The organism is Bacillus sp. FJAT-42315, from assembly GCF_002797375.1.
Classification (GTDB): Bacteria; Bacillota; Bacilli; order Bacillales; family Domibacillaceae; genus Bacillus_CE.
In genome coordinates this window covers 979,974-1,005,372 of record NZ_KZ454941.1, presented here as the reverse complement: position 1 = coordinate 1,005,372, position 25,399 = coordinate 979,974, and the positions used below count along the sequence as shown (strand labels likewise).

Sequence of the window (25,399 nt, the reverse complement as noted above, 5' to 3'; positions counted from 1 at the left end):
TCTTTTTCGACAACAACTCCTATAATAAATAAACAGATAGAAGATCATTTCATTAGATCATCTGATGACCTACACTTCATTTAATCTGACTATTCAAAAAAGAAAAAACTGTTAGGAGGCTTTTTATGCAGTATCAACAACATTTCACTCCTATTGCAGACAGCCTGGGCTTATCTGCACTCGTGGCTTTAATTCCAATTATTTTCTTCTTCTGGGCACTGGCTGTCAAAAGAATGAAAGGATACAAAGCCGGTTTAATTACGTTAGCCATTTCTCTTGCCCTTTCTGCAATCGCTTACAAAATGCCAGTTGGATTGTCTTTATTATCTGCTAGCCAAGGAGCTGTGTACGGATTACTACCAATCGGGTGGATCATCATTACTTCCGTCTTCTTGTACAAGTTAACAGTCAAAACAGGACAATTCGACATCATTCGTGATTCTGTTTTAAGTATTACAGAGGATCGTCGTTTACAAGCCTTGCTTGTGGCATTCTCTTTCGGTGCATTCCTTGAAGGAGCGGCCGGATTTGGGGCACCTGTTGCCATTTCAGCTGCTTTATTAGTCGGTCTTGGATTCAATCCGCTATATGCTGCTGGTCTTTGCTTAATTGCCAATACCGCTCCAGTTGCCTTTGGTGCAGTGGGAATTCCAATCATTGCCGTAGAAGGTCCAACAGGAATTCCAGCAATGGAAGTATCGAAAATGGTCGGACGACAATTACCGTTCTTATCCTTATTTATTCCGCTTTACTTAGTTATTATAATGGCTGGATTTAAGCGAGCAAAAGAAGTGATGCCAGCTATTTTAGTATCTGGTGTTTCCTTTGCGGTTACTCAATATTTAAGTTCCAATTTCTTAGGTCCAGAGCTTCCGGATATTTTATCCGCACTTGTATCTTTATTTGCTCTTGCTGTTTTCTTGAAATTCTGGAAACCAAAAACAATTTATCGTTTTGCTCACGAAGAACAAAATGTACAGCATCAGGAAGTGCCGAAACATTCAGCTGGAGCTATTTTCAAAGCGTGGTCACCATTCCTTGTTCTAACAGGTTTCATTTCTGTTTGGGGAATTCCATCGATTAAAGCTGCATTAACAGGCCATTACGAAGGGACAAACAGCGTATTATTAGCGATTAATTCCATTGGTCACAAATTAACTTTCACACCGGAAGTACCGTTTTTACACAATCATATTTTCAATGCAGAAGGAGCGGCTCTTCCTGCTATTTATAAACTAGAAATTCTAGGCGCAGCAGGTACAGCCATTTTAATCGCAGCGATTGTCAGTAAATATATTGTAAAAATCTCTTGGTCTGAATGGGTAAAAACATTGGGAGAAACAATGAATGAATTGAAATTCCCAATTTTAACAATCGCAAGCGTTGTGGCTTTCGCTTATGTAACAAATGCATCAGGTATGACAACAACTCTTGGATTAGTCGTTGCAAAAACTGGATTCTTATTCCCGTTTTTCTCGCCATTCCTCGGCTGGCTCGGCGTATTCATCACAGGTTCCGATACATCAGCCAACCTATTGTTCGGTAACTTACAAAAAGTCACTGCCGAATCGGTCGGAATGGACCCATTACTTGCCGTAGCGGCGAACTCATCAGGTGGAGTAACTGGAAAAATGATTTCTCCACAATCAATCGCCGTTGCCTGCGGTGCTGTTGGACTAGCTGGAAAAGAATCCGACCTATTCCGCTTCACCGTTAAACACAGCTTCATCCTAGTCATCATCGTCGGTATCCTCACCTTCCTCCAATCCAACGTATTGAGTTGGATGGTGCCGTAGAAAAGCGGAAGGCGCTGTTCATCGGCGACAAGCAAAAGACGAGCTCGTTGAAAGGTTGTTCTTTAACCTTTTGGCGAGCTTGGCTTTTGACCTCGAGCCGATAGCGCCTGCAGCTGGACAGTGGAAAAGCGAAGGGCGCTGTTCAGTGACGTATGGACTGGAATGATCCGCACGAGATAGAAGAAACACACAAAATGAAAGAGGTTGTCCGAAAAGTGCTTTTTCAGCCCGAAAATTAAAAATAGCAAAAGCCCAGAATGCCGTAAAATCAATATTCTGGGCTTTTTACTTTCGGTGCTTTTTACTCGAAAATTGACTTACTGGACAGCTCCTTCTTTAAATTTATACTACAAAATTTAAATTGACAGGTTGTCAGTCATTTAATATAATAAACACAACTTAATTGATAATGGCTATCATTTAAACGGGCGTGTTTATAGAATTTTTTCCGCTACAATTTTACGCATGGTAGTTAAATCGAGTTGATTTTCCTTCAATCCGAATAAATGTTCAAAAGTATATTGCAACGCTATAATACGAGCAATCTTCTCCTCTTTTGTCCAATTAAATAAGGATGAATCAACCCAGTGGTGAATGGTAGATAGGAAAAATTCTGCAACGAGTGGGGGGATTTCGACTTTGAAAATCCCTTCTTGATTACCTTGCAAAATCATTTCAGTAACGATTGGTGAGAATTGACATATTGTTTGTACATACACGATTTGACGTAGCAACGAGTTATGGTCATTGCGTAGATAGCTAAAGATGTCAACATGGTTAAGCGGATCGTCTAATTCATAAATGAAAATCCATGCTAATTTTTCATAAGCATTTAAATCTGGGCGTAGCAACACATCACGAAAATGTTTATGTAAAATCTGTAATTGTCGATCAACTAATTTTTGGGCCAATATTTCTTTTGAAGCAAAGTGATAATAAAGTGTTCCTTGAGCAATTCCTAAACTTTTCGTTATATCTGTTGTTGATGTTTTATCATAGCCTTTTTCGCTGAATAATTTTTCAGCCATATCTAATATTTCGTTGCGGCGCTCTGTTGTACTTTTTGTGATTCTTGCCAAGCGCATCACCCCCATTTCTTTATTTAAACACTCAGTATAAAGGTAGTCAAACGGCTGAAAGGAATTGATAGATAAAGTGACTTTAAACGTTACTGAGATTCATGATTTATTTGATCAATTTACGGAAATGGTGGAAGGGCACGTTCAGCAAAGAAACTGGGAGCAACAACTCACCATTCCTTCTCATATTGGCAAGGGAAATCTTATTAGAATTAAGATTCGTCCTGGTATGGAGATTATGCTGACAGATGTCACATTCAAGCAGGATATGAAACTTCACATTCAGGAATCTTGCCAATTATTTGAATTGAGTTACTGTGTTAACGGAGAAATTTATTGTGATTGGAGTGGAAAAAACAGCCTAACACTCGCCCAAACAGGGAATGTTCTTTTTTTGGAAGACGTTCGAGTCTATGAGGAAAAAAAAGCAGACATTCGAAATCAGCTTCTTGAAATCAGGTTTACTCCTGCTGAACTGCTACGCTACGCTGAGGATGTGACGGAGAAACGCAAAATGGAAAAATGGCTGAATCATCACCGTGGAAATATCGATCAATATCCGAACACGCCTGCCATCCAAAAATGTGTTTCTGAAATGATTCATTGTAAACATTTTGGAACTATGAAACGTTTGTATTTAGAAAGTAAGGCTCTAGAATTTTTAGCACTATTTGGAGAGTCAGATGGATATGGTCATGTTGGAGGAAATATGATGCTTCGTCGCAGTGATATTTTCAAACTAGAACTTGCTCATGAATTAGTGCAGGAGCATTTTGAACAACCTCTATCTATTCGTGCATTGTCCAAGCGTATTGAAATGAATGAATTTAAGCTAAAAAAAGGATTTCGTGAATTGTTTGGTATGACGATCTTTGAGCTTGTGCGGCAAAAAAGAATGGAAAAAGCACTTTGGTATTTAGAAGTAGGGCGTTTAAACGTTGGTGAAACCGCAGCGTCTGTTGGCTATAGCAATGCCAGCAATTTCACAACGGCTTTTCGTAAGCATTATGGTTGTAATCCTAGTGATCTTATTAAACAGATAAGTCAATCGGATGTAGAGGATACCAAGCTAAAAAACCACCTCACACCATAAAATTATATAGAACGGTAAAATGGCTTGACAATTACATGTCAAGCCATTTTTATATACAGTGTAGATTATCAAATTCAAGGAGCACTCTTTTTGTACTTTATGTTATATAAGTAATTGCCCTATCCCCCGTAATTGGATTTGAATAAATCTCACAATCTATTTCATAGACCCTTTCAATAAGTTCCTTGGTCAATATTTCCTCAGGCTTTCCTGATGCCATAATTTGACCTTGTTTAATTACATAAAGAATATCGCAATACATAGCGGCCATTGTAAGATCATGCAAAGCCGCAAGAACACCTATGTTTAACGATTTGACAACCTTTAAAATCTGAAGTTGATATTTAATATCTAGATGATTTGTTGGCTCATCAAGAATTAAAAATTGAGGTTGCTGTGCTATCGCTCTTGCAAGTATCACACGTTGTTTCTCTCCACCTGATAATGTCAAATAGCTTCTGTCCGCATACTCAGACAAATTAACTTTTTTCAGCGCATCCGCGACAATCTCATAATCCTTTCTGTTATCGGATTCCATCAGATGTTTATGTGGCGTTCTCCCCATCATTACCATCTCATGAACGGTAAAATCAAAACTTAATTCATTAAATTGCCCTACTACCCCCATCTCCTTTGAAATCATACGCATGGGTGAGTTGAGAACATCCTTCTGTCCTAAAAAGACAAAACCCTTTTGCGGTTTAATGACTTTATAAATACTTTTCAATAACGTTGATTTCCCACACCCGTTAGGTCCAATAAGTCCAACAAACTGGCCATTTTCCACATGAAGACTAATATCTTTTACAATGTCTACTCCCGATAGTATTACTGATATATGTTCTGCCGATAGATGCAATTTATTTCCCCCCGAATCCATAACTTTTTTTGATTAACATGTACATAAAGACTGGTGCACCCAAAAGCGACGTAACAATTCCAAGTGGCAATTCTCCATTATGAATGATTGTTCGTGCAAATACATCCGCCCATATCATGAATAATGAGCCAAACAGAAGTGCAACAGGAACAAGTCGCTTATGATTGGACCCGACAACACTGCGCACTATATGGGGAACAATAAGTCCCACAAACCCGATAATTCCACAAGTTGAGACAAGAACACCAGTGACAATCGAGGCAATGATCATATACAATCGTCTATAATAATTTAGATTAATTCCTAACGTAACCGCTGTTTCCTCCCCCATCAGCATCGTATTAAGAATTCGAAATTGGAACAGAAAAAACACCCCTGCCGAAAGAACCACCGCTGTTACAAATGGAAGTGTCCCCCATTCAGCAGAAGACAGACTCCCCATTGTCCAGAAAGAAACTGAGCGAATACCCTCTGCGTTTTTAGCAAAATAAATAATAAAGTTTGAAAATGCACTACATAACGCATTAATGACAGTTCCAGCTAAAATTAGTTTCATCGAGGAGGTTTTACCGCCGATGCTAGCCAAACCCAAAACAAGAACAGCTGCGCATAAAGCTCCGATAAATGCCCACGTGGCAACGCCAAGCTCTCCTAAGATGCCCCCCACCCCAAAGCCAAGCATAATGGAGAACGTTGCACCCAATGAAGCGCCAGAAGATATGCCAAGTATAAATGGGTCAGCCAATGGATTTTGAACTGACGCCTGCATGATAGTTCCACATAGCGCCAAACCTGCCCCCGTGACCATAGCCAATAACACTCGTGGAAAGCGAATTTGCCATATCACATCTAAAAACATGCCATCTGCATCTTCGGTGACATGGCTAGTATGTAATCCTGTGATATGTTCCACCAAAATCCAAAAAGATTGATTATAGGGTATGGATACTTGTCCGATAGAAACCGAAACAACGACGGATATAATAAGAGCAATGAGTAATATAACGATAATTATTGAGGACAGATAACGTTTATCTGTCCATCTTTCCATACTTCTTTGTGTGGTCATCATGTCTATTCTCCTTTAAACAATTCAGGATGAATATATTGGGCAACATCCTTATACAAATCTGTAAGCCCAAGACTTCCACGAACAGCTGTCGTATACTCGACAACCTTTACATCTCCATTTTTAATTGCCTTCGCGTTTTTCAATTTTGGATTGTTCAAGTATTGATTAATCAACGCTTCACTATCCGATTCTTGGAATCCAGTAATAATAATTTTATCGGGATTTACAGATAGAATCGATTCCTCGGACATCTCTACATATGTTTCCTTAGACACTTGGATATACTCTCCTCCGGCACCTTCAATCATTTCGTCAATAAGAGTAAGTGATGGACCATAATAATAAGTCGTTTCTCCACTAGTTCCAAGCAACAGAACTTTAGGTTTGTCCTTTGCAAGCGCAGCTTTCGTCTCAATTTTGTTGATCTGTTCTTTTTGCTTCTCTACAAAAGCATCCGTCTTATCTTGGATGTTCAGTACATTTCCTAGATTCGTAACATCTTCAAAAAAGCTGTCAATCGTCCGACCAGTTGTATAGTTGATTCCAGCAAGTACTGGTATGCCTCTCTCGTTCCAAAAAGAAATATCACCAAGCCGTTCTTTTTGGAAGGCAGAGGACATCGAGATAATCAAATCCGGCTGCAACTCCAAAATAGCCTCTTTTGACGGCCACATATCCGTAATAATAGGTAGTGTTTTAATTTGTTCCTCATATTCTGAAAAAGTTTTGTCCAAATAAGCTAGCCCAACGATCCGTTCCTCTTCTCCGAAAGCAAGCATCCACTCTGCAAAACCTTGCCCGATGACCACAATGCGCTTCGGTTCTTTTTCAATCGTTTGTTGTACTTCCTTCCCTGTATCATCATAAATCGTTAAATTCAACGGGTAATGGCTATCTCCAATCGCGTTACTTTGAGTTGCTTCGGTTGGCTCTTTCTGTTCAACTGTCTTTTCCGAGCAAGCAGATAGCATTAATAAGCAAAGCATGCCAATCAGAAACATCGAGGTGTATTTTTTTATAAACATATATTCTTCCTCCTGGTTTTATACAATTTGATTTCTATTTGTTTTGTCGGTTAAATAAATAAACAAGACAAACATAAGCAGACAAAGAGAGTCCTCCACAGAGCATTAAAGAGGCGGAAAATGCGTCTACATAGTTGGATATGGTCGCATTTGTCAAGGAGTGTCCTAATGCAACAGTGAATACAATACTACTTAATGCTACTCCTAATGAATTGGCTAAATACATTACTGTATTAAACAAGCCCGAACCTGTCCCTGCTTCTTCCGCTGGAATGGTACTTAACACAACTCGAGTAAGTGGCGTTGTAACTAGTCCGAGCCCCAACCCGTACACTAGCAGAGTCAAAATATATGGCAGATGCAACAGATGTCTGGGATCAATATGTAATAACAAAATAAGTAAAAAACAGCAACTTGCTGTAATTAACGCACCTATTTTCAACACAACCATTCCCCATTTGTCCACCACTCGAGATGAAAGTAGAGAAGTTAGGAAGAACCCGACACCTAGAGGCAGAAAAACAAAACTGGTCGCTTGAGCATCGAAATGTAAGCCAAACTGTAAATAATATGTCAAGATGAAAAAGAGGGAGAACATGCTAAGATAAATAAACACAACTGAAAGCAATCCCACTCCAAATAAACGTTGTTTAAAAATCATCAAATTGACAAGTGGTCCATCATCTTGTTTTTGTTTATGAATTTCCACGACAATAAATGCAAGCAGGAACACTAACGATAAAATCAAACATGCCCATATCCAATATGACCATCCCTGTTTCTGTCCCTCTGATAACGGATAAACTAGCAGAAACAATCCGCTAATAAGGAAGGCTGTACCAGTCCAATCAATTCTCTGTGCGCGGTTACCATGCGATTCCTGGATCAGAGGAAAACATAGTAGAACAAGAATACCAAAGGGAATATTGAAGAAAAATACAGTTCTCCACCCTAAGGAAAATACATTCCAATTAACTAAAATGCCTCCCAATGTAAGCCCAAATGCAAATCCGAATCCTAGTAAAGCACCGTAAATACTGAAGACAAGACCTTTTTCACGCGATAGAAAATTTATCTGCATCATGGAAAGCACTTGAGGTTGTATTAACGCTGCTGCAATTCCTTGCACAATCCGAATGACAATTAGGATTGTCGAACTGGTTGTAAAACCTCCCAACATAGACATGAGCGTGAATCCGCTCACCCCAATAAGCAGAATTCGCTTCCTGCCATAAATATCACCAAGTTTTCCACTTATAACTAGTGTTGCGGCTAGACTGAGCGAAAAACAGGTCATAATTAGTTGAGCATCTGTAAAACTTGCGTTTAAACTACTTTGTATGAATGGCAATGCGACCTGAATCATATAGGTATTCAAAGAAATTAGCAGTATCGGAAGAAGAATGACCGCCAGCGCATACCAGCGTCGCGAGTCAATCTGCTGCTCCAACTTTTCACCTGTTGTCGCCATAGTACCCCCTCTTTCATTCCCTGCTTGACGATAAGTTCCAATTTAATTTATAGAAATCTGTCTATACGATATAAAGCTTCTAACCTCCGTCTGAATCACTCCTCTGTCCATATCCTCTTCCGACATGTAGCTTAATCGGAATTTTAATTGATAATTATTATCAACAAATTCAATTATCAATGATGTCTTTTTTTTTCTCTACCTGTAGCGGGAGATTATCCTTTTATAGAAGGAGCAAAAATTTAAGAAAACAACGAGCATTTGCATTGCACCCTTAGCGATACTATTGTATTTTGATTGGATCCTGCTTTTTCAAGCGGAAGCAGCCGTTTTTTTAAGACAAATCCTTCTCCTATCTTTTTTTGAAAAAATTCTCCAATTTCAGTTGACAGTATGGAACAAATCGTTTAATATGATAATTGTAGTTAGTAATGATAATCATTATCATTAGTTATCTCATCTTACACAGTATGCACGAAGACGGTACGGCCTCCCACCCGTACCGTCCCCCCTCTTTTATGTATAAGAAGAAAAGCGGAGCCGACTGTTTAGACACGACAAGCAAATGTTCTGACACTGGAAAGGCGGTAGCCTTGTAAGTGACAGGTTATTTGACTCAAGTGTCTAGGAGGCGAAGCTAGACAATGAAAAGCGGAGGGTGCTGTTCAGCGACGTATGGACTGGAACGCACCGCACGAGATAAAGGAAACACGGTGAACGTCAGTGAATCGATGTTGACTTATCGCAAGGAGGAGCGTGGAAATCCACTAGTCGCTAGCGCCTGGAGCTAGACAATGAAAAGCAAAAGACGTTATCAGCTTCTCACCTCTAGCTGATAACGTCTTGAAGCTAAAAAAAGCTACCTGTTAAAGGTAGCTTTTTTCTATTCTCATTAAAGTCTTCCATCTTTCCAAAAGTTTTGCATCACATGAGCAGCTGGATCATATGCTCGCAATTCGTATCCTTCTTTTTTCAAATAAGTTAGGATCTCTGGCAAAATATCGGCTGTCGCTTTTTTCTCATGCAGAAGAATCACAACATGCTGATCGCCTCTTTTCTTTTGTTGCTGCACACCAGCTTTGACGTTTTGTAAAATTCGATACTTCGCACTTGGACTATACTTCCAATCTAAACTATCTATATCCCAATCCCATAAACGATACCCTTTTTTCACCATCGCATCACGATAAGATTGTTTTAAATAAGGTTTGCTTCCATATGGAGCACGAATCAAAATAGACGATTGCCCGCTTATTTGTTTAACGGTTTGTTGCGTTTGATTCATTTCCCCCATAAAGCTTTGCGGCGATCGATACAATCGATTCGCTTGATGTGTGACACTATGCAAGCCGAGATAATGCCCTTCTTTCGCTGCTCTTTTCGCAAAAGTAGCATATTTACGAACGTTTGGCTCTACATAAAAGAATGTCGCTTTTACGTTATGAGCGGCTAATGTACTTAAAATACTTGCTGAATAAACATTTGGCCCATCGTCAAACGTAACATAAGCAATCGGTTTCTTTGATGGCAGATTCGGCTTGCTTTGATCAAAGAACGATTGATTCGCTTGAATAAATTCTTCATTCGATAATTTGGCCCCTTGAGACGAATAAATACGCACCGTTTTATAGGCACTTAAATAATCTACTTTTAACCCAAAATGTTCAGCAACCCAGCGAATCCCAATGTACAATTCATTATTTTTCGTATATAGAATGGCCGGTGTTGTCTTTTCCCCATTGAAGGTAGCTTCTTTCGTTACTTCATTAAACGTTAATTTCGCCCCATGCTTCTCTAATGTATATGTACCATCAGCTTGATTAAATGATTGCTTCACATATAAATACCGATGAAGCTTTGCCATTGGTGCGACCGCCTGACCATCAACAATAAAGGATTCTCCTTCCTCAAAAGGAAGCATCTTGTCATGAAGTCCAAGATAGATCCCTTTTTCCTGCACTGCTCCCGAAACAGTTCCAGCAGATGCGAACATAAGGATACAAAAAAAGATTGCTGCAGCCCATTTCCTCATTCCCTTTACCTCCCCATAAAAACTGGTAATATATCATTTTTATTCATTATACACCTAACATTACTTTTATGTTACAAAAATAACAAAATAGTAACAAAGTCTATTATTTTTCATGAATCCAAAGAGCGTGCCACTTGGCTCGCTCTTTTTGATTGGGAATAGCAAGATTGAATGACCTTATTTCTGACATTTAATATCTACAGGAGATAACCATCCAATACAACTTTCATTTCTGTAAATATTTTATAATCATTCAATTTGTATTCCATAAATGGTTATGTTAACCTAGTACACAGACGTTCTTTTTGCGAAGAACGTTACTATAAAAATATGGAAAAGGGGAGTATGATCATGGCTAAAAAAATAAAGAAAAGCAAGATCGAAGAAGTACTAACAAAGAAAGATAAGAAAAAGGCGGACAAAAAGAAACTTGAGAAGAAATTAGCAAAAAAAGTAGCTAAGAAAAAAGCTGAGAAGAAGGCCGACAAAAAGAAAGTAGCTAAAAAGAAAGATAATAAGAAAAATAGCAAGAAAGCTGCCTAACGAGAAAAACCTCTAGAGAAGTTTTTCTTCCCTAGAGGTTTCATTAGCGGTCATAATGATGTTCTTCACTTCATTTTTCTGATCCTTTGCTACTAAAATATATAATACATCCTCTGGCAGTAGCTTTGTTCCGCCGTATGGAGTGATTAATTGTTCCCCGCGAATGACAGCTGTGATTAAGGTTTTTTGCGGAAGGTTGAGTTGTTGAATTTCTTGATAAGTGACAATAGAGTCTTCAGAAATTTGAATTTCAATAATTTCGCTGTTTGTTCTTCCGATGGAGACGAGCTCTAGGCTATGTGGTGGTTGAAGTTTTTTGCCTTTTCCCTCCACTCTAAGGAAAGCAGCAATAGGTGAAATCGTCGCTCCTTGTACGAGTGCCGAGGAAAGAACAACGAAAAAGGTCACATTGAACATTAACTGACCATTCTCTAAGCCCTCTACTAATGGATAGGTGGCTAAAATAATGGGTACAGCTCCTTTTAACCCAGCCCATGAAATAAATAATTTCTCGTTAACATTTAATCGACTCTTGATGAGACTAACAAACACTCCAATCGGACGAGCAACAAGCATTAATAGAACAGAAAGCGCGATCCCTTGCCAAGCAACCTCTAGCAATTCCCCTGGGAATACGAGGAGCCCCAACAAAACAAACATCAGAATTTGCATCATCCAAGCAAATCCTTCATTAAACCCCACGATGGAACGCCGATACGTTAAATCCGCATTTCCAAGCATCACGGCCATAACATAAACTGCTAAAAAACCACTCGCGTTCATGATTGTCACCGTGCTAAATGTAAATATCGCAAGGGCAATGGAAAGCACCGGATACAAACCAGATGAGTCCAAATTAATATGATTAATAACCCATATAGACATTTTTCCAAGCAACACGCCCATCAACAATCCCATTCCCATTTGCCAAATAAAGAGAGCAAGAAGATGGAAAGGCTCAAATGACGGCGCTAGTATCAGCTGAATAAGGGTGATGGTTAGAAAAACAGCCATAGGATCATTCGTGCCTGATTCCGCTTCTAAAATCGAGGTTAGTTTTGTTTGAATATTTTTATTGCCTAGCACACCAAAAACAGCGGCTGCATCCGTTGAACCGACGATCGCACCGAACAACATCCCTTCTAGCCAACTAATTCCTAAAATGTACTTTGCGGCCGCCCCAATTACTATCGTAGTAACCAGCACTCCAAACGTTGCCAAAGACACAGCCGGTTTGTACACCGTCTTTATATTCGTCCATTTTGTTTGCAATCCTCCTTCAAACAAAATGACAATTAAGGCCACTGTCCCCAATAACTGCGTCAACCAAGCATTATCAAAGAAAATAAAACGATTGAGCACCATCCCTACCATAATAAAGAAGACAAGTGACGGTAACCCTAACCTTGTCGAAAACTTAGCCGTAAACACACCGATAAATAACAACACCGCAAAAATCAAAATAATATTTTCAATATAAAACCCCATCCGTGCCCCCCTTTTTGTCTTTCTATCATTATATACTAAACAAAAAGAAAAGACCCCTCTCAAAGAAAGGTCTAATCTGCTAACTCATGTCTCACTGCTGCCAAAAACTCCTCTGGTTGGTCCAGTTTTAAATATACTTTATCCACTTGCTTGCTAAAGCCGTATAAGTATTTCACCGTTAGTGGTTCTTGTAACTCAATAACGATTTGCGGCTCAGGCTTTTCAAAATCAACGTAAATTCCGTGAAAAGCAGTTTTATCTTTTGGATGATATTCTCCCGGTTCTGGTCGGCGAATCGAATGAATCGCCTCCAGCGGTACCGTGATTCGTTTCATTAGCCCGATTGGAATGTTGATTTCATGCGAATCGATCGTGATCCGATTGAGTCGAATTGCTTGAATCTCACCGATAAAAAAGAGCACACCATACATATTGATCACTAACAAAATCCAAGAAACTATCGGACTGACTGAATGAAGCAACCAATGCAGACCTACCGACTCAAGCACGATCGCGTGGATCATCATGACATAAAAAGCGATCACACTCGTCTTTTGATGAGCGGTAAAATGTCGGGGCGATACCAGCGCTTTTTGCTTCCAACTGCCGAGTGCGTGTTTCAGCATCACCCATTCAGACACCACGATTTGCGCTAAACGATGATCAGAAAACCTCTCATCTGCTCGCTGCAACACAGCCATCGCTGGAGTCAACCTTCCACTACTTTGCCGCGCCTCTGCTCGAACACTTCTAATAAATTTCACCACTTTAACTATCAGCCAAATCTCCACTACGAACAGCGTCACTTCACCAGCTGCCAACACCCAGCCAATCCATTCCATTCCGTCTAATCGCTCAGCCGGAATCATCACTTTAGCTGTCAAATAGCCAAGAAGCGTTACACCAATGATCGGAATAACCGACCGTTTTTTACGAAGTATGAGGAAGTAAGTTAACAAAGGAAGGACAATCACAAAGTCGACTAGCGACCCAATCGTCATCCCTTGTACATCCTCACTAGGAACGGTTAACAAATGATGAGCCAAATAATTGCCAAGTATGATCACTCCTGCTAAAAGAAAAAACCACATCCATTTTGGCTTTAACGTCTCTACTCGTTGCATCATAACACCCGCCTTTTACCATGTATGTATTCGTTTTCATTGTAACATAATGACTATCCCTTTTATTGAGAAAATAAGGAGATTTATAGAAGTTTGTTCATACGAAATACATCCCATCTTTCTTCACCGATGTGCTTCAAACAACCGAATTGACGATAAAAGCGAGATCACCCATGCCACCATCGCTAATCCGAAAAAAGTGAATAAAAATGATGGATGCGTAAGCCACAAATTAAATAAGTTCGGAAGCACACTCGGATAGAAAGAACTTGACATAAAGAACAATAGAATGATTGGTCCGTTCGCAGCAATCGCCGCATAGTAGCCCCAACGATAATATAAAGGATAAAAAATGCTCATCACGCCTAGGAGCATACTCAACACGATGATGATCTCTTGCCATTTAGGAACAGGAGCGATGAAACCACCGAGTCCTCCGGCAACAATAAGATAAATGGTGAACGCAATTAGAAACCACTTTAAGCCTCCGATATATTTTGCAACGACGATTTGTGCGCGAGTGACTGGCAACGTATGAATAAGCAGCGAACTATCGGGATTTTCCTTATTCGGCAAATTAGAAATCATCACATAATAACCAGAAACCGCAAAGACAAATACGATAAACTGATAGGAATGACTAGCCGTTGTTATTGTTGATAAAAAAATGAGTGGTGTCATAAATAATAATAGCCGATTCATACTTTGAACGTTGAGTCTCATTAAATGTCTCATCACTATTCATTCCTCCTCGTAAATAAGTGCCAGCATCTCCGTTAGTTCAGAAAGAGAAATTTGAAAAGCTTTGCTTTGCTTGGCGACTTCCGTTAATTGCTCTTCTATAATCTTCAATTGCTTCTCCTTTAATAATTCCGGGTTTTGTGCGGATACGTAAGAGCCTTTACCAGGATACGTTTCAATAAATCCTTCTCGCTCCAGCTCCTCATACGCTTTTTTCGTCGTAATCACACTAATTTGCAACTCTTTGGCTAGTTTGCGAATCGACGGCAACGCCATTTTTTCTTGAAGCTCCCCACGCAAAATATGCTCTTTAATTTGCCGCTGAATCTGTGCATAGATCGGCTCATCTCCACTGTTCGTAATGCGAATATGCAAAGACATCCCATCCCCTCCTTTCCTCGTTAAGAGCGATGCTTTTCATACAAATGCACACACAATAAATAACTGCCACCAGTAATTAGCCCTGTCAGCGTTAACATGCCTAATAGAGGTAACGGTTGGCTAAACCAATACCCTCTCTCTTCTATTAAACCAGTCCCTGCTAAAGCACCAAACATAAAACTGAAAGTAAAAATCAAAATAAACATCGTCAAAAAACTACTAACATAATAGCCAAACCGATAATACATCACGTGATAAATCGAACTAGCGACAAAATGAAGCATGCAGATAGCGACGATATCTTTCCACCCGGGCAATGATGCAGCGATTCCAATATCAACAAAAGACATCACAGCCGCAATGATCATATAAATGATGAAACTAATCATAAGTACTGGGATACTCACTAAAAAACGAGCGCCTACTAGTTGTTTTCTACACACCGGCAAAGACTGTGCTGAAAAACGAGTGCTCGGTTGTTCCCGAACTACTTGACTAATAGAGGTAACACAAAAGAAAGAAACCATAAATACATACAAAATCGCGCCCATATTCATGTACCCATCCGTCATCGCCAAACGCAATAATACGAATGCCATCGCTGAATACATGACATAAAAAATCGGTCGAATAAGCTTCAATTCTCGAATGACAAGTTGAATCATTGCGCCTTCTCCTTCACGAAAAAGTACATTATTTGATCGAGCGTCGGCTTTTCAAATGAAAAGTGATCTCCATATCGTTCGCGCAATAATGCTCCTTTTTCTGTTAACGCTTCAAAGCCAACAGCTGTTTTTCTAACATGAATCAAATGGGATTTCACCTCATCGACGATTTCCGTCGGGCCTTTCACGATTTGAAAATGATCAAGCAGTTCATCCTTTTCTTTACTAAAGACGATACGCCCGTTATTAATCATCGCAATATAATCAGCAATACTCTCAAGGTCCGTCGTAATATGAGTCGAGAAAAAGATCGCTTTGTTTTCGTCCTGAATTACTTCAAGCAAAATATCTAAAAGCTCGCGACGAAAGACTGGATCGAGCCCTGCTGTTGGCTCATCCATAATAATCAATTCCGCTTCATGCGATAAAGCGAAAGCTAACGCCATTTTCATTTTCATCCCTTTAGATAAGCTCTTCACCTTTTGCTTCCGATCTAATCCGAATCTCTCTAAATAATGATAAAAGGTTGTATCACTCCACTGTGAATAAAACGGGGCGACTAATTTTTTATTGCCTTCAATCGTTAAATGATCGAAATAAATATTTTCATCCGCGACAAAACCGATGCGATCTTTAATCTCCCTCGTTGCTTCCTCATGCGTTTTGCCGAACAGTTTAATTGTTCCTTGCTCATAAGGAATAAAATCCATGATGCATTTAATCAATGTCGATTTCCCCGCCCCATTCGGACCGATAAATCCCATAATAAAGCCTTTCCTTATCGATAAACTAACATCGTCTAAATTAAAGTTTTTAAATGTTTTTGATACATGCTGCACCTCTAAAATATGCTCCATTACATCCAGACAGCTTTGAACACTGCCCTCTCCCTCCTTTTTAATCTGTTCATACTGTATATATTAAACATAAACAGTATGAACAGATATGTCAACAGAAAAAAACGTCTCACTGATTTATGAGACGGTCCTTTCTGCATAAAAAGCGAAGGGATGGGGGTGTGCAAAAAAGTTGAAGAACCTGTTCGTAAGGTTAAAGAAAGGCTGAGAAGGTCGAAGAAAGCACTAGTAAGGTCAAAGAAAGGCTGGAAAAGTCGAAGAAAGTGCCAGTAAGGTCAAAGAAAGGCTGAGAAAGCCGAAGAAAGCACTAGTAAGGTCAAAGAAATGGATAAAACGTCGAAGAAATCGCTCGCAAGATTAAAGAAACATCCAAAAAGTCAGCAAAAACTGACTTTTTTGATAACTCTGTCTGCCTTGTGATGTACAGATACGACAACTATATGATAAAAAGCTTGCTAAACTCAAAAAATTACCACCGATACGGCTTCTCCTCACTACTTAACTCCACAAATGACGGCAATAATATCATAAGCAAAAATATCGGACTCCAATACGTTAACGTAAGCCAATTAGTCGTTTCTTCTGACACATATTGTTTCGTCCCGCAATACGGACAAGCGAGGCCGTTTTTTGAAAAGCCTACTCGCAGTACCTCTCGCCTTTTCCATTTGCATTGACAGTTTTGACAACTAGCCATGAAAAACCACCTCTCTTTTTACTCCCATTTACGTATGGAGGGAGGTGGAAGTTTCACTTTATTTAACAGTTTATTTCTTCACTCAATAATGCATCTGTAAGCTCTGAAATATCCGAGAGACTTTCAACGTGATAGATAAGCTCTAATAATTGTTGTGCCTGTTGTGTCCCTAAGTGTGGGACGGTGAGATGAAGGAATTTTTCTTTCTTTTCTGCTACCGTTAACGGAAAATCATAGTCTCCTCGCGCTTGAGTAACAGGGGAATGATACACCTTTTTATCCTTAGTGATTATTTCAACCTTACTCAATGCTTTTTTTGGGAAAGTTTGATTCAATGTTTGATCGATGTTCACTTCTATTTTATCCATCATTTTTAAAATGGCTGGATCGTCTAGTTGATCTAATACTTGCTTTGGACCTACTTCACCATACACAAGATAGGCTGCTGTTGGGAAAAATAAATTGTATTGGGCTTCTTCTGTTGATTTTGGATATTCTTTTGATAAAGCCGCTGATTCTGTAAAGGTATGGATAATGATTTTTTCAATTTGATCAGCTGTAAATCTATGCGAAGCTTTCATCGTTTTCACCGCTTCAATCGCCGGCTGTGCCCAACGACAGCACGCAAATGGCTTGTAGTATAGCTCGTTTATACGATAATGACTTCCCAATTCTTGAATCAACTCGACCGCTTCATCCATTTGAAATAGAGAAGGAATACCCGTATATCCTAACTTCGCCAAGTAAGCCGCACTTACCCCTGTCATACATCCCCAGTTTACCCCATCCTTCAACATGGACGGATGCTCAATGCAACGCATCATCGGGGAATAAGTGCCAAAGTATTCAGCATTGCCTAATGCGTGTTCAATTCTTTCTCGTGAAAGACCCAGCAGCCGAGAAACACCAGCCGCTGCACCTATCGCTCCCCACGATCCAGTACAATGGTACTCTGGGCGAAGCTGATGAGCCAACATCCCCGCCCGGATACCTGTTTCATACCCTATTAGGAGTGCTGTTAAAAATCCCTTCCCACTTGCATGGATTTCTTCTGCGACAGCCAGCACAGCTGGAAAAATAACGGCACCCGGATGGCCTTTTGTCAAACGGTGCCCATCATCTAAATCTAATTCATTTGCCATTGTCGCATTGACAAATGCAGCACCAGGAGCCGTCAACTTTTCAGGAAAAAGGACTAGTGAACTTTTCCCTGTTCCCCACTGTGCGACAGCAAATTGCTTGGCAATGTTTGCGGCCTCTGTCTTTCTTCCTGCAATTGTACAAGCGACAATGTCAGCAAGTGCTTCTTTTAATGCGAGTAAAGTCCTTTCATCTAGCTCGTCAATCGATTCAGAGTGAATGTAAGAAGAAAGAGAATTATTCATTTTCACCTTCTCCTAATAATCCTTCTGCTGTTAACCATTCTCTCGCTACTTCATTTACATCTTCATGCTTCACGTCCACACGATAATTTAAGTCTTTCATTGTTTCTCCATCTAACCGATCAGCCAGTTCATTTAAAAGCCCTTCTAATTCAGGATATTTTTCCACTGCTTCTTGACGTACAACTGGTACACCATTATAGGCTGGGAAAAACTGTTTATCATCTTCTAATACTACTAAATTAAACCCTTTGATACGCCCATCCGTTGCAAACCCTACTGTCACATCCACTTGACTGTCTTTCAATGAATTATATAAAAGACCCGTGTCCATTTTCACGACATTTTTCGAAGGGAACGAGAAACTGTACTTTTTCTCAAGACCTTTCATTCCATCTTCACGCGCATAAAATTCTGAGTTGGTCGCAAACTTCAGTTTACTAGCATCCTTTTTTACAACCTCAGCCAGATCGGAAATGGACTTGATTCCTAACTCTTTTGCTTGATCTTCACGCATTAAAATGGCATACGTATTATTGAACTCTGACTTATTTAACCAAGAAAGGCCATTCTCTTTATCAAGCTCTTTTACTTTCTCATACGCTTTCACTGGATCTGTTTCCACTGGTTGCTTTAAATAAACCATTAATGCTGTTCCTGTATACTCCCAATACACATCAAGCTGTCCATTTTCAAGTGCAGAACGAGCAACTGTGCTTCCCATACTACTCGCTTCATCCACCTTGTACCCTTTTTCTTTCAAATAAATGGATGTCATTTTCGTTAAAATATGCTGTTCCGTAAAGTCTTTTCCACCTACTGTAATTTTCCCTTTGCTTTCTCCGGAACCTCCTGCTGACTCAGAACCGCACGCTACCAGCACAGCCATAAGAAACATCATACAAACTAATCCTATTAATCTTTTCATTTACTATCCCCCCTGAATGATTAAATAAATTCTTCTTTACGCTGTAACCCTTTTGGGATAACTAATTTTTCAAGCATCCCTAGGAGAAAATCAATCGTCACCGCCAGCGTAATAACCGGAATGGCACCAGCAAGCATAATGCCTGGATCATAAAGAGAAATGCCTGTGAAGATCAAATCGCCTAATCCACCACCACCGATTAAAAAAGCCAGTGCTGCCGTGCCAACATTAATCACTATCGCTGTACGAATGCCAGCTAAAATCGCATAGGAAGCATTAGGAAGTTCCAGCTTCCAAAGGATCAGTGATTGAGTCATCCCCATCCCTTTCCCTGCATCAATAATAGCTGGATGAACAGAATGAATTCCGGCAATGGTATTACGCAAAATTGGAAGAAGAGAGCTAAACCATAAAGCGAATACCGCGGTTTGCCACCCCAACCCTAAATAACTCATAACAAGAGCTAAGATCGCAATACTGGGAACTGTTTGTCCGATATTGGCGAAATTCACTACAAGAAATTCAAACTTTCTAAACTGCGGTCTTGTAATAAAAACGCCAAGCGGTACAGCGACGACTATAGCCGCTAGCGATGAAACCGCTACCAATTTTAAATGCTGACCAGTTAAATAAGCAACTTCACTTGGGTTTTCTTTTATAAACTGAAGAGCTCCTGATTTTATTCCATAAATAATTAATGCCACTATGAATATAAATAAGCCGATCCGAATCACAACTTCTACTTTGTTTTTCCTTTTCATTAGATCACCACCTTATTGAACGATTGACTTTAATTGCGAAGGATGCACCCCAGTTAACAGTCCAAAGTCAGCAATATTGATCGTTTTATATACATTCCCCTTTTGGTCTAACACAACGGCTTCTCCTTTTGGAGAGGACAATAAAACAGCTAATGCTGTGCGTAAATCTGTATCAAGACGGACAATAAATTCATTCATTTCTGTGGCAATAGCCATCTTACGATTAGATTTTTCAGCTCTAGTTAATAGATCTTTTACCGTTAAAAGCGTTAATCGTTTAATTTCACGATCACTACCAACAAAGTCCCTGACAAAGTCATTTTTCGGTTCTGATAAAATTTCATCTGGTGTACCATACTGCATTAATTGCCCTCCATTGAAGATCGCAATTTTATCCCCTAAGCGAATGGCTTCATCGATATCATGGCTAATAAATAAAATCGTTTTCTTGACATCTTTTTGGATACGCAAAAATTCATTTTGTAAATGGTCACGGATAATCGGATCTAATGCCCCAAATGGTTCATCCATTAACATAACGGGAGGATCTGCCGCCAAAGCTCTAGCTACGCCAATTCTTTGCTGCTGGCCACCGGAAAGCTCCCAAGGATAACGTTTTCTATATTCCTCTGGATTTAACCCCATCATTTCCATCAGCTCTGTATAACGCTTCTTTAACTTCTCCTCATCCCAGCCGAGCATTTTAGGAACGACACAAATATTTTCCCAAATCGTCATATTCGGAAATAGTCCATTTTGCTGAATGACATAGCCGACGGAGCGTCTTAATTCAATCGGATCTAATGAATAAATGTCTTTTCCACCGATTTCAATCGTTCCGCTCGTAATGGATACAAGGCGATTGACCATGCGAAGAAGCGTTGTTTTCCCGCAACCTGACGGACCAAGAAACACACAAATTTCTCCTTGTTCTACGGTCATATTCACGTTGTCCACCGCTCTTACTTTTTTATCAGCACTTTCATAAACTTTGGACACATCTTTAAAGATGATCATTGAAACATCCTCTCCTTTTCTACTTCGAATGAGCTGTCTTTGGTGATACACGCTTTTGCACAAAACCAAGGATATAATCAGCGACAATGGCTAAGAGAGAAACAGAAAGAGCTCCCACTTGAACCATAGTTGTATAGCTAGTTGAAATGCCTCGTGCTATATAAACACCTAATCCACCTGCCCCGATATATGCAGCAATCGCTCCCACTCCAATTGTTAATACAACCGCCATACGAATTCCTGCCATGATGACTGGAAGCGCAATCGGGATTTCTACTTTACGGAGTCGCTGCCAAGTTGTCATGCCCATTCCAATGGCGGCATCCCGCATATTGGGGTCCACATTTTTAACAGCGATAAATGTATTTCGGATAATCGGAAGCTGAGAGTACAGAACTAAAGCAATAAACGCTGGTAAAAAACCAATCCCCTGATTAATCACGGATAAAATTGGGATCATGATGCCAAACAACGCAATACTTGGAACCGTCATAATAATACCGGCTACTGTTAACACTAAATTAGCAAGCGTTTCATGCTGGGTAATATAAATCCCAAATGGCACTCCGATTAGGATAGCTACTCCAACAGCTAGCCCAACTAGGCGAACGTGCTCCCAAGTCATCATTAAAATTTCATTCCAGTTGGAATTAATAAACTCAATAAATTCCATCTTGCAAATCCCCCCTTCAAGTAATTCCGCAAGCTTCAGCTAATACTTCGACAATATGCAAGGCTTTTGCCCGTTCATCTATCTCGGCTCTTTCAATACCTAGCCGCATTTGGAGCAAACAGCCTGGATTGGTCGTTACGATGGTGTTGGCGTTTGTTTGCTTCACTTTGTTCATCTTTTCATCTAAAATTTTCATCGATTCATCAAAATGAAGAAGGTTATAAATCCCGCCCGATGCACAACAGCGATCGCTTCCTTCCATTTCGATGTATGTTGCTCCAGGAACAGATTGAAGTAACATTCGTGGCTCATCTATTACTCCTTGCACATTGCGCAAGTGACATGAATCTTGATACGTAATCATGCCTTGCCATTCTTTCTTAAAAGGAAGAGGACTAAGCCCTACAAGAACTTCCGTAATATCTTTAGATTTTTCTACGAATGCTCTCGCACGGTTCTTCCATTCCGGATCATTTTTAAAAAGATGGTCATATTCTCGAAGCATCGCCCCACAACCGCCAGCATTATTTACGTAATAGTCAGCATGAGATGATTCGAATGCGACAATGTTTGCTTTTGCTAGTCTCCTAGCCTCCGCCGTTAACCCTTGGTGAGCATGAAGAGCTCCGCAACAATTCTGTTGTTTCGGAATGACGACTTCACAACCAGCCGCCTGAAGAAGTTCAATTGTCAGCCGATTGATCTTAGACATCATGGCATCCATAATACAACCTGGAAAAAAGGCAATTTTTATTCTTTTTTCTGTTTTCGGTAAAAATGTTTGTCCATATTTATAACGTTTAAGTGGAGACTCAAGTTGTGGCAGTACCTTTTCGAATGCCCCCATTGGTTGAGAAGTTTTGTTTATCAGGTTTGTTTTTTGGACCACCTTATTTAAACCTGTTTTCTGATAAAACCATGTAAGGTTTCCTACTACGCGCAAACGTGTTTGATGCGGAAACAGATGATTTAATGTGGCGTCACGAACTTTCTTTTGCAACTTTTCTTCGTTCTTAGGCTGTACATGTTCTTGTTGTTCTGCGATCACTTCTTTAGCCGATTCATAAATTTGACCATACGGCACATTAACTGGACATGCTACTTCACACGCACGGCAGCCAAGACATAAATCAATCGATTCAGCAAGATCCTGTTGAATATCGATCTTTCCTTCCGCCGCCATTTTAACAAGGTTAATCCTTCCACGTGGCGATTGTGATTCTCGTCCCATGGATTCATAAGTCGGACAAGCTGGTAGGCAATACCCACATTGAACACATTGGTTCGCTGCATCATATGAAAGGTCTCTTAATCTCTGATTATATTGATTGGTTAGTTTTAATTCTTTTATGGTTGGCGCTTCATTCATCCTAAGTTAACACCACCTTTGTCTGCCCTGGTTGCGGAAAAATTTTTCCCGGATTTAAAATATGATTCGGGTCCCATGCTTCTTTAATTTTTTTCATCATGAAGAGTCCTTCTTTTCCAAGTTCCATCTCCATATACGGCGCTTTTAATGTACCGATTCCATGCTCTCCTGACAGCGTCCCACCAAGCTCAACGGCTGCTTCAAAAATTTCACTGACTGCATCCTCAACCCGCTTCATTTCCTCTAAATTGCGTTTATCGGTAATAATATTCGGGTGAAGATTGCCGTCACCTGCATGGCCAAAAACGACTAAATTCAGCTGGTACTTCTCACGAATCTGATGTAGCTTTTCCATCATTTCTGGGATCTGACTTCTTGGAACCGTGGCATCTTCTGAAATCTTCGTTGGTCCCATCTGAGTAATAGCAGGAGAGACCATTTTTCGAGCTTTCCAAATGTCATTGCGCTCAGCATCTGTTCTAGCTACCTTTATATTCGTCGCCCCCTGCCTTCGACAAATCGCTTCACATTCTTGAATTTCTTCTTCAATGGCAGCGGGATGGCCATCTACTTCAATGATAACGATCGCTTCCGCCTCAACAGGAAGCCCACTCGGCTGAAAATTTTCAACTGCGCGAATACAAGCATTATCCATCAATTCCATGGCACTCGGTAAAATACCCGACGACAAAATCTTCGTAATCGCATGCCCTGAATCAATTAGACGATCGAAAGAAGCTAAAAGTGTTTTTCTAGCAAGAGGTTTTGGGATCAGCCGTAAAATCGCTTCCGTCACAATCCCAAGCGTACCTTCCGAGCCGACAATCAGCCGTGTTAAATCATAGCCGGTTACATTTTTCACCGTTCGGCCTCCTGTACGAATAATCTCGCCAGTCGGAGTGATAACTTCTAAACCAATGACATATTCTTTTGTCGTGCCATATTTTAACCCTTTCGGCCCGCTTGAATTTTCGAGCAAATTGCCACCAATCGTGGAAACATGAGAACTGCTCGGGTCTGGCGGATAAAACAGCCCCACTTCTTCCGCTCGTTTATGAATGTCTGCTGTGATCACGCTTGGAGAGACAATCGCTAGCAAATTTTCACGATCAATGATGAGTTTCTTTTCAAACTGTGACAAGTCAAGAAGCATCCCACCTTCAACGGCAAGCGATCCTCCGCTTAAAGAAGTAGCAGCACCTCTTGGATAAACAGGCACTTTATATTCATTTGCCAGTTGTACAAGTTTGGCAATTTCTTTCGAATTTTTCGGTTGGATCACAACATCTGGTAAATATTCTCCGAACGAAGCATCGTAACTATAAGAATAACGGTCAGATAAATCGGTTAAAATGCGATCTTCTGAAATGATTGATTGAATATTCTTAAGCAGTTGTTCTTTCATCAGTTTTCACCCTCACTTTTAAATACCGAGAAGTACTTTTGGATTGTGAACAATCATTGTTTCTACGTCTTGTTCTGTCACACCAGCTTGAAGCATTTCACTAACAAAATGGCTTAATGCTTCAATTGGTGGAATATGATGGTCTTGACCGTAATCCGTGACAAGCACACACGACTCAGCACCGATTTCACGTATCGTCTCAGCCATCTGTGCGACGGACAAATCATTGAAGTCGTCACTGCATGCTAAGTAACATTTCTCAATAATCGCCCCTTTTTTCGCAAGCTCTTTCTGCATATCAAGAGGAACTGGCGCAATCCCAAGATCCGCATGTTGAATCAATATTTTTTGAATACGATGTTCTTTGGCCGCATCAACGAGAACAGCCACTTCTTCAGCAGATAAATGTCCTGTCGCCAGGGCAATATCCGCCTCACCTATCAAAGCTAAAATCTCATGAACCTCTTGTTTGATTTGCCTGTTTTCATTCCAAATCTTCAATCCTTCTTCATTTGGAAGTGGACTTGCACTACTAAACAAACGTGTTTGTTTTTTGGCGAACTCACAACAATGCTGATTGGCTGAAATAGTTGGCATCCAAATCATTTTGGCTCCTTGCCTAATAGCTGCGTCAACAGCCCTTGGTGATAATCCTCCTGTAAACTCATTTAACACAAGACCTCCGTATACATGTAGCTCCGGTTCTTTTAAGCGAATTAGCGTCGCTCGATCCACAGTGGATGCCTCGTGCGCCTTCAGTACGACACCAGCCATCTTCGCTTTCTTCACATCTTCAACAAGCTCCCAATCCGTTTGTTTTCTTGCAAATATACTTGGATAACTATGACAATGCAGTTCAATCGCACCTTCTAATAATGGATGAAAGTTCATTGCTCAATCTCCTTTTTCAGCTCGACTTC

Annotated in this window: 25 protein-coding genes; 4 read left to right on the top strand and 21 right to left on the bottom strand. The window is 40.1% G+C overall.

Annotation, left to right across the window (positions count from 1 at the left end):
* Positions 1-125: 125 nt before the first annotated feature.
* The gene (locus CEF22_RS04615; RefSeq protein ID WP_100401956.1) at positions 126-1,796 is read left to right on the top strand and encodes an L-lactate permease; all 1,671 of its coding nucleotides are present in this window, start codon (positions 126-128) and stop codon (positions 1,794-1,796) included.
* 434 nt (positions 1,797-2,230) lie between these two features.
* Here CEF22_RS04615 and CEF22_RS04610 read toward each other — a convergent pair whose 3' ends face one another.
* A complete protein-coding gene (locus CEF22_RS04610) occupies positions 2,231-2,875 on the bottom strand; it encodes a TetR/AcrR family transcriptional regulator (RefSeq protein ID WP_157843169.1) in 645 nt (214 codons plus the stop codon).
* A gap of 76 nt (positions 2,876-2,951) precedes the next feature.
* On the opposite strand from CEF22_RS04610, the gene CEF22_RS04605 reads away from it, so the two are divergent.
* Complete coding sequence (locus CEF22_RS04605; RefSeq protein WP_100401954.1) at positions 2,952-3,968, top strand: helix-turn-helix transcriptional regulator; 1,017 nt, start codon at positions 2,952-2,954, stop codon at positions 3,966-3,968.
* Between the two features lie 97 nt (positions 3,969-4,065).
* On the opposite strand, the gene CEF22_RS04600 is transcribed toward CEF22_RS04605, so the two are convergent.
* Genes CEF22_RS04600 through CEF22_RS04585 form a run of 4 tightly spaced genes read right to left on the bottom strand, consistent with a single transcriptional unit; the run spans position 4,066 to position 8,416 of the window.
* Positions 4,066-4,827, bottom strand: coding sequence for an ABC transporter ATP-binding protein (locus CEF22_RS04600; protein WP_100401953.1), 762 nt, complete (start codon positions 4,825-4,827; stop codon positions 4,066-4,068).
* A gap of 1 nt (position 4,828) precedes the next feature.
* Positions 4,829-5,920, bottom strand: coding sequence for a FecCD family ABC transporter permease (locus tag CEF22_RS04595; protein ID WP_232726067.1), 1,092 nt, complete (start codon positions 5,918-5,920; stop codon positions 4,829-4,831).
* A gap of 2 nt (positions 5,921-5,922) precedes the next feature.
* Positions 5,923-6,945: an ABC transporter substrate-binding protein gene (locus CEF22_RS04590; RefSeq protein ID WP_100401952.1), complete on the bottom strand. Its 1,023-nt coding sequence runs from the start codon at positions 6,943-6,945 to the stop codon at positions 5,923-5,925.
* 34 nt (positions 6,946-6,979) lie between these two features.
* Entirely contained in the window at positions 6,980-8,416 is a 1,437-nt protein-coding gene (locus tag CEF22_RS04585; protein ID WP_100401951.1) for an MFS transporter, read from the bottom strand.
* 644 nt (positions 8,417-9,060) lie between these two features.
* Between CEF22_RS04585 and CEF22_RS18440 the strand changes: the two genes are divergently transcribed.
* On the top strand, positions 9,061-9,207 hold the full coding sequence (locus tag CEF22_RS18440; RefSeq protein WP_157843168.1) for a hypothetical protein: 147 nt from the start codon (positions 9,061-9,063) through the stop codon (positions 9,205-9,207).
* A 101-nt stretch (positions 9,208-9,308) separates the two neighbouring features.
* Here CEF22_RS18440 and CEF22_RS04580 read toward each other — a convergent pair whose 3' ends face one another.
* Complete coding sequence (locus tag CEF22_RS04580; RefSeq protein WP_100401950.1) at positions 9,309-10,448, bottom strand: polysaccharide deacetylase; 1,140 nt, start codon at positions 10,446-10,448, stop codon at positions 9,309-9,311.
* A gap of 351 nt (positions 10,449-10,799) precedes the next feature.
* Between CEF22_RS04580 and CEF22_RS04575 the strand changes: the two genes are divergently transcribed.
* Positions 10,800-10,991 (top strand): histone protein, encoded by a 192-nt coding sequence (locus CEF22_RS04575; protein WP_095478346.1) that lies wholly within the window; start codon positions 10,800-10,802, stop codon positions 10,989-10,991.
* Between the two features lie 12 nt (positions 10,992-11,003).
* Here the strand turns inward: CEF22_RS04575 and CEF22_RS04570 are convergent, their stop codons facing one another.
* From CEF22_RS04570 to CEF22_RS04500, 15 genes are all read right to left on the bottom strand, one after another.
* Entirely contained in the window at positions 11,004-12,479 is a 1,476-nt protein-coding gene (locus tag CEF22_RS04570) for a potassium/proton antiporter (protein ID WP_100401949.1), read from the bottom strand.
* A gap of 71 nt (positions 12,480-12,550) precedes the next feature.
* Positions 12,551-13,606 (bottom strand): hypothetical protein, encoded by a 1,056-nt coding sequence (locus tag CEF22_RS04565; RefSeq protein WP_157843167.1) that lies wholly within the window; start codon positions 13,604-13,606, stop codon positions 12,551-12,553.
* Positions 13,607-13,726: 120 nt separating this feature from the next.
* The gene (locus tag CEF22_RS04560) at positions 13,727-14,338 is read right to left on the bottom strand and encodes an ABC-2 transporter permease (RefSeq protein WP_232726175.1); all 612 of its coding nucleotides are present in this window, start codon (positions 14,336-14,338) and stop codon (positions 13,727-13,729) included.
* A 6-nt stretch (positions 14,339-14,344) separates the two neighbouring features.
* Positions 14,345-14,719 (bottom strand): GntR family transcriptional regulator, encoded by a 375-nt coding sequence (locus CEF22_RS04555; RefSeq protein ID WP_100403912.1) that lies wholly within the window; start codon positions 14,717-14,719, stop codon positions 14,345-14,347.
* A gap of 26 nt (positions 14,720-14,745) precedes the next feature.
* Entirely contained in the window at positions 14,746-15,390 is a 645-nt protein-coding gene (locus CEF22_RS04550; RefSeq protein WP_100401946.1) for an ABC-2 transporter permease, read from the bottom strand.
* On the bottom strand, positions 15,387-16,247 hold the full coding sequence (locus CEF22_RS04545; protein ID WP_100401945.1) for an ABC transporter ATP-binding protein: 861 nt from the start codon (positions 16,245-16,247) through the stop codon (positions 15,387-15,389). The genes CEF22_RS04550 and CEF22_RS04545 overlap by 4 nt, the downstream gene beginning before the upstream one ends.
* A 469-nt stretch (positions 16,248-16,716) precedes the next feature.
* Positions 16,717-16,944, bottom strand: coding sequence for a TIGR04104 family putative zinc finger protein (locus tag CEF22_RS04540; RefSeq protein WP_100401944.1), 228 nt, complete (start codon positions 16,942-16,944; stop codon positions 16,717-16,719).
* Positions 16,945-17,006: 62 nt separating this feature from the next.
* The gene (locus CEF22_RS04535; protein WP_100401943.1) at positions 17,007-18,329 is read right to left on the bottom strand and encodes an MmgE/PrpD family protein; all 1,323 of its coding nucleotides are present in this window, start codon (positions 18,327-18,329) and stop codon (positions 17,007-17,009) included.
* Positions 18,322-19,254 carry an ABC transporter substrate-binding protein gene (locus CEF22_RS04530; protein ID WP_100401942.1) on the bottom strand — a complete coding sequence of 311 codons (933 nt, stop codon included), beginning with the start codon at positions 19,252-19,254 and terminating at the stop codon, positions 18,322-18,324. The genes CEF22_RS04535 and CEF22_RS04530 overlap by 8 nt, the downstream gene beginning before the upstream one ends.
* A gap of 20 nt (positions 19,255-19,274) precedes the next feature.
* On the bottom strand, positions 19,275-20,015 hold the full coding sequence (locus tag CEF22_RS04525; protein ID WP_095478366.1) for an ABC transporter permease: 741 nt from the start codon (positions 20,013-20,015) through the stop codon (positions 19,275-19,277).
* Between the two features lie 12 nt (positions 20,016-20,027).
* Positions 20,028-21,032 (bottom strand): ABC transporter ATP-binding protein, encoded by a 1,005-nt coding sequence (locus CEF22_RS04520; protein ID WP_095478368.1) that lies wholly within the window; start codon positions 21,030-21,032, stop codon positions 20,028-20,030.
* Positions 21,033-21,051: 19 nt separating this feature from the next.
* Complete coding sequence (locus CEF22_RS04515) at positions 21,052-21,705, bottom strand: ABC transporter permease (protein WP_095478370.1); 654 nt, start codon at positions 21,703-21,705, stop codon at positions 21,052-21,054.
* Between the two features lie 16 nt (positions 21,706-21,721).
* Positions 21,722-23,074: a (Fe-S)-binding protein gene (locus tag CEF22_RS04510; protein WP_100401941.1), complete on the bottom strand. Its 1,353-nt coding sequence runs from the start codon at positions 23,072-23,074 to the stop codon at positions 21,722-21,724.
* Between the two features lies 1 nt (position 23,075).
* Entirely contained in the window at positions 23,076-24,479 is a 1,404-nt protein-coding gene (locus CEF22_RS04505) for an FAD-binding oxidoreductase (RefSeq protein ID WP_198508024.1), read from the bottom strand.
* 18 nt (positions 24,480-24,497) lie between these two features.
* Positions 24,498-25,370: a DUF6282 family protein gene (locus CEF22_RS04500; RefSeq protein ID WP_100401939.1), complete on the bottom strand. Its 873-nt coding sequence runs from the start codon at positions 25,368-25,370 to the stop codon at positions 24,498-24,500.
* Positions 25,371-25,399: the final 29 nt, after the last annotated feature.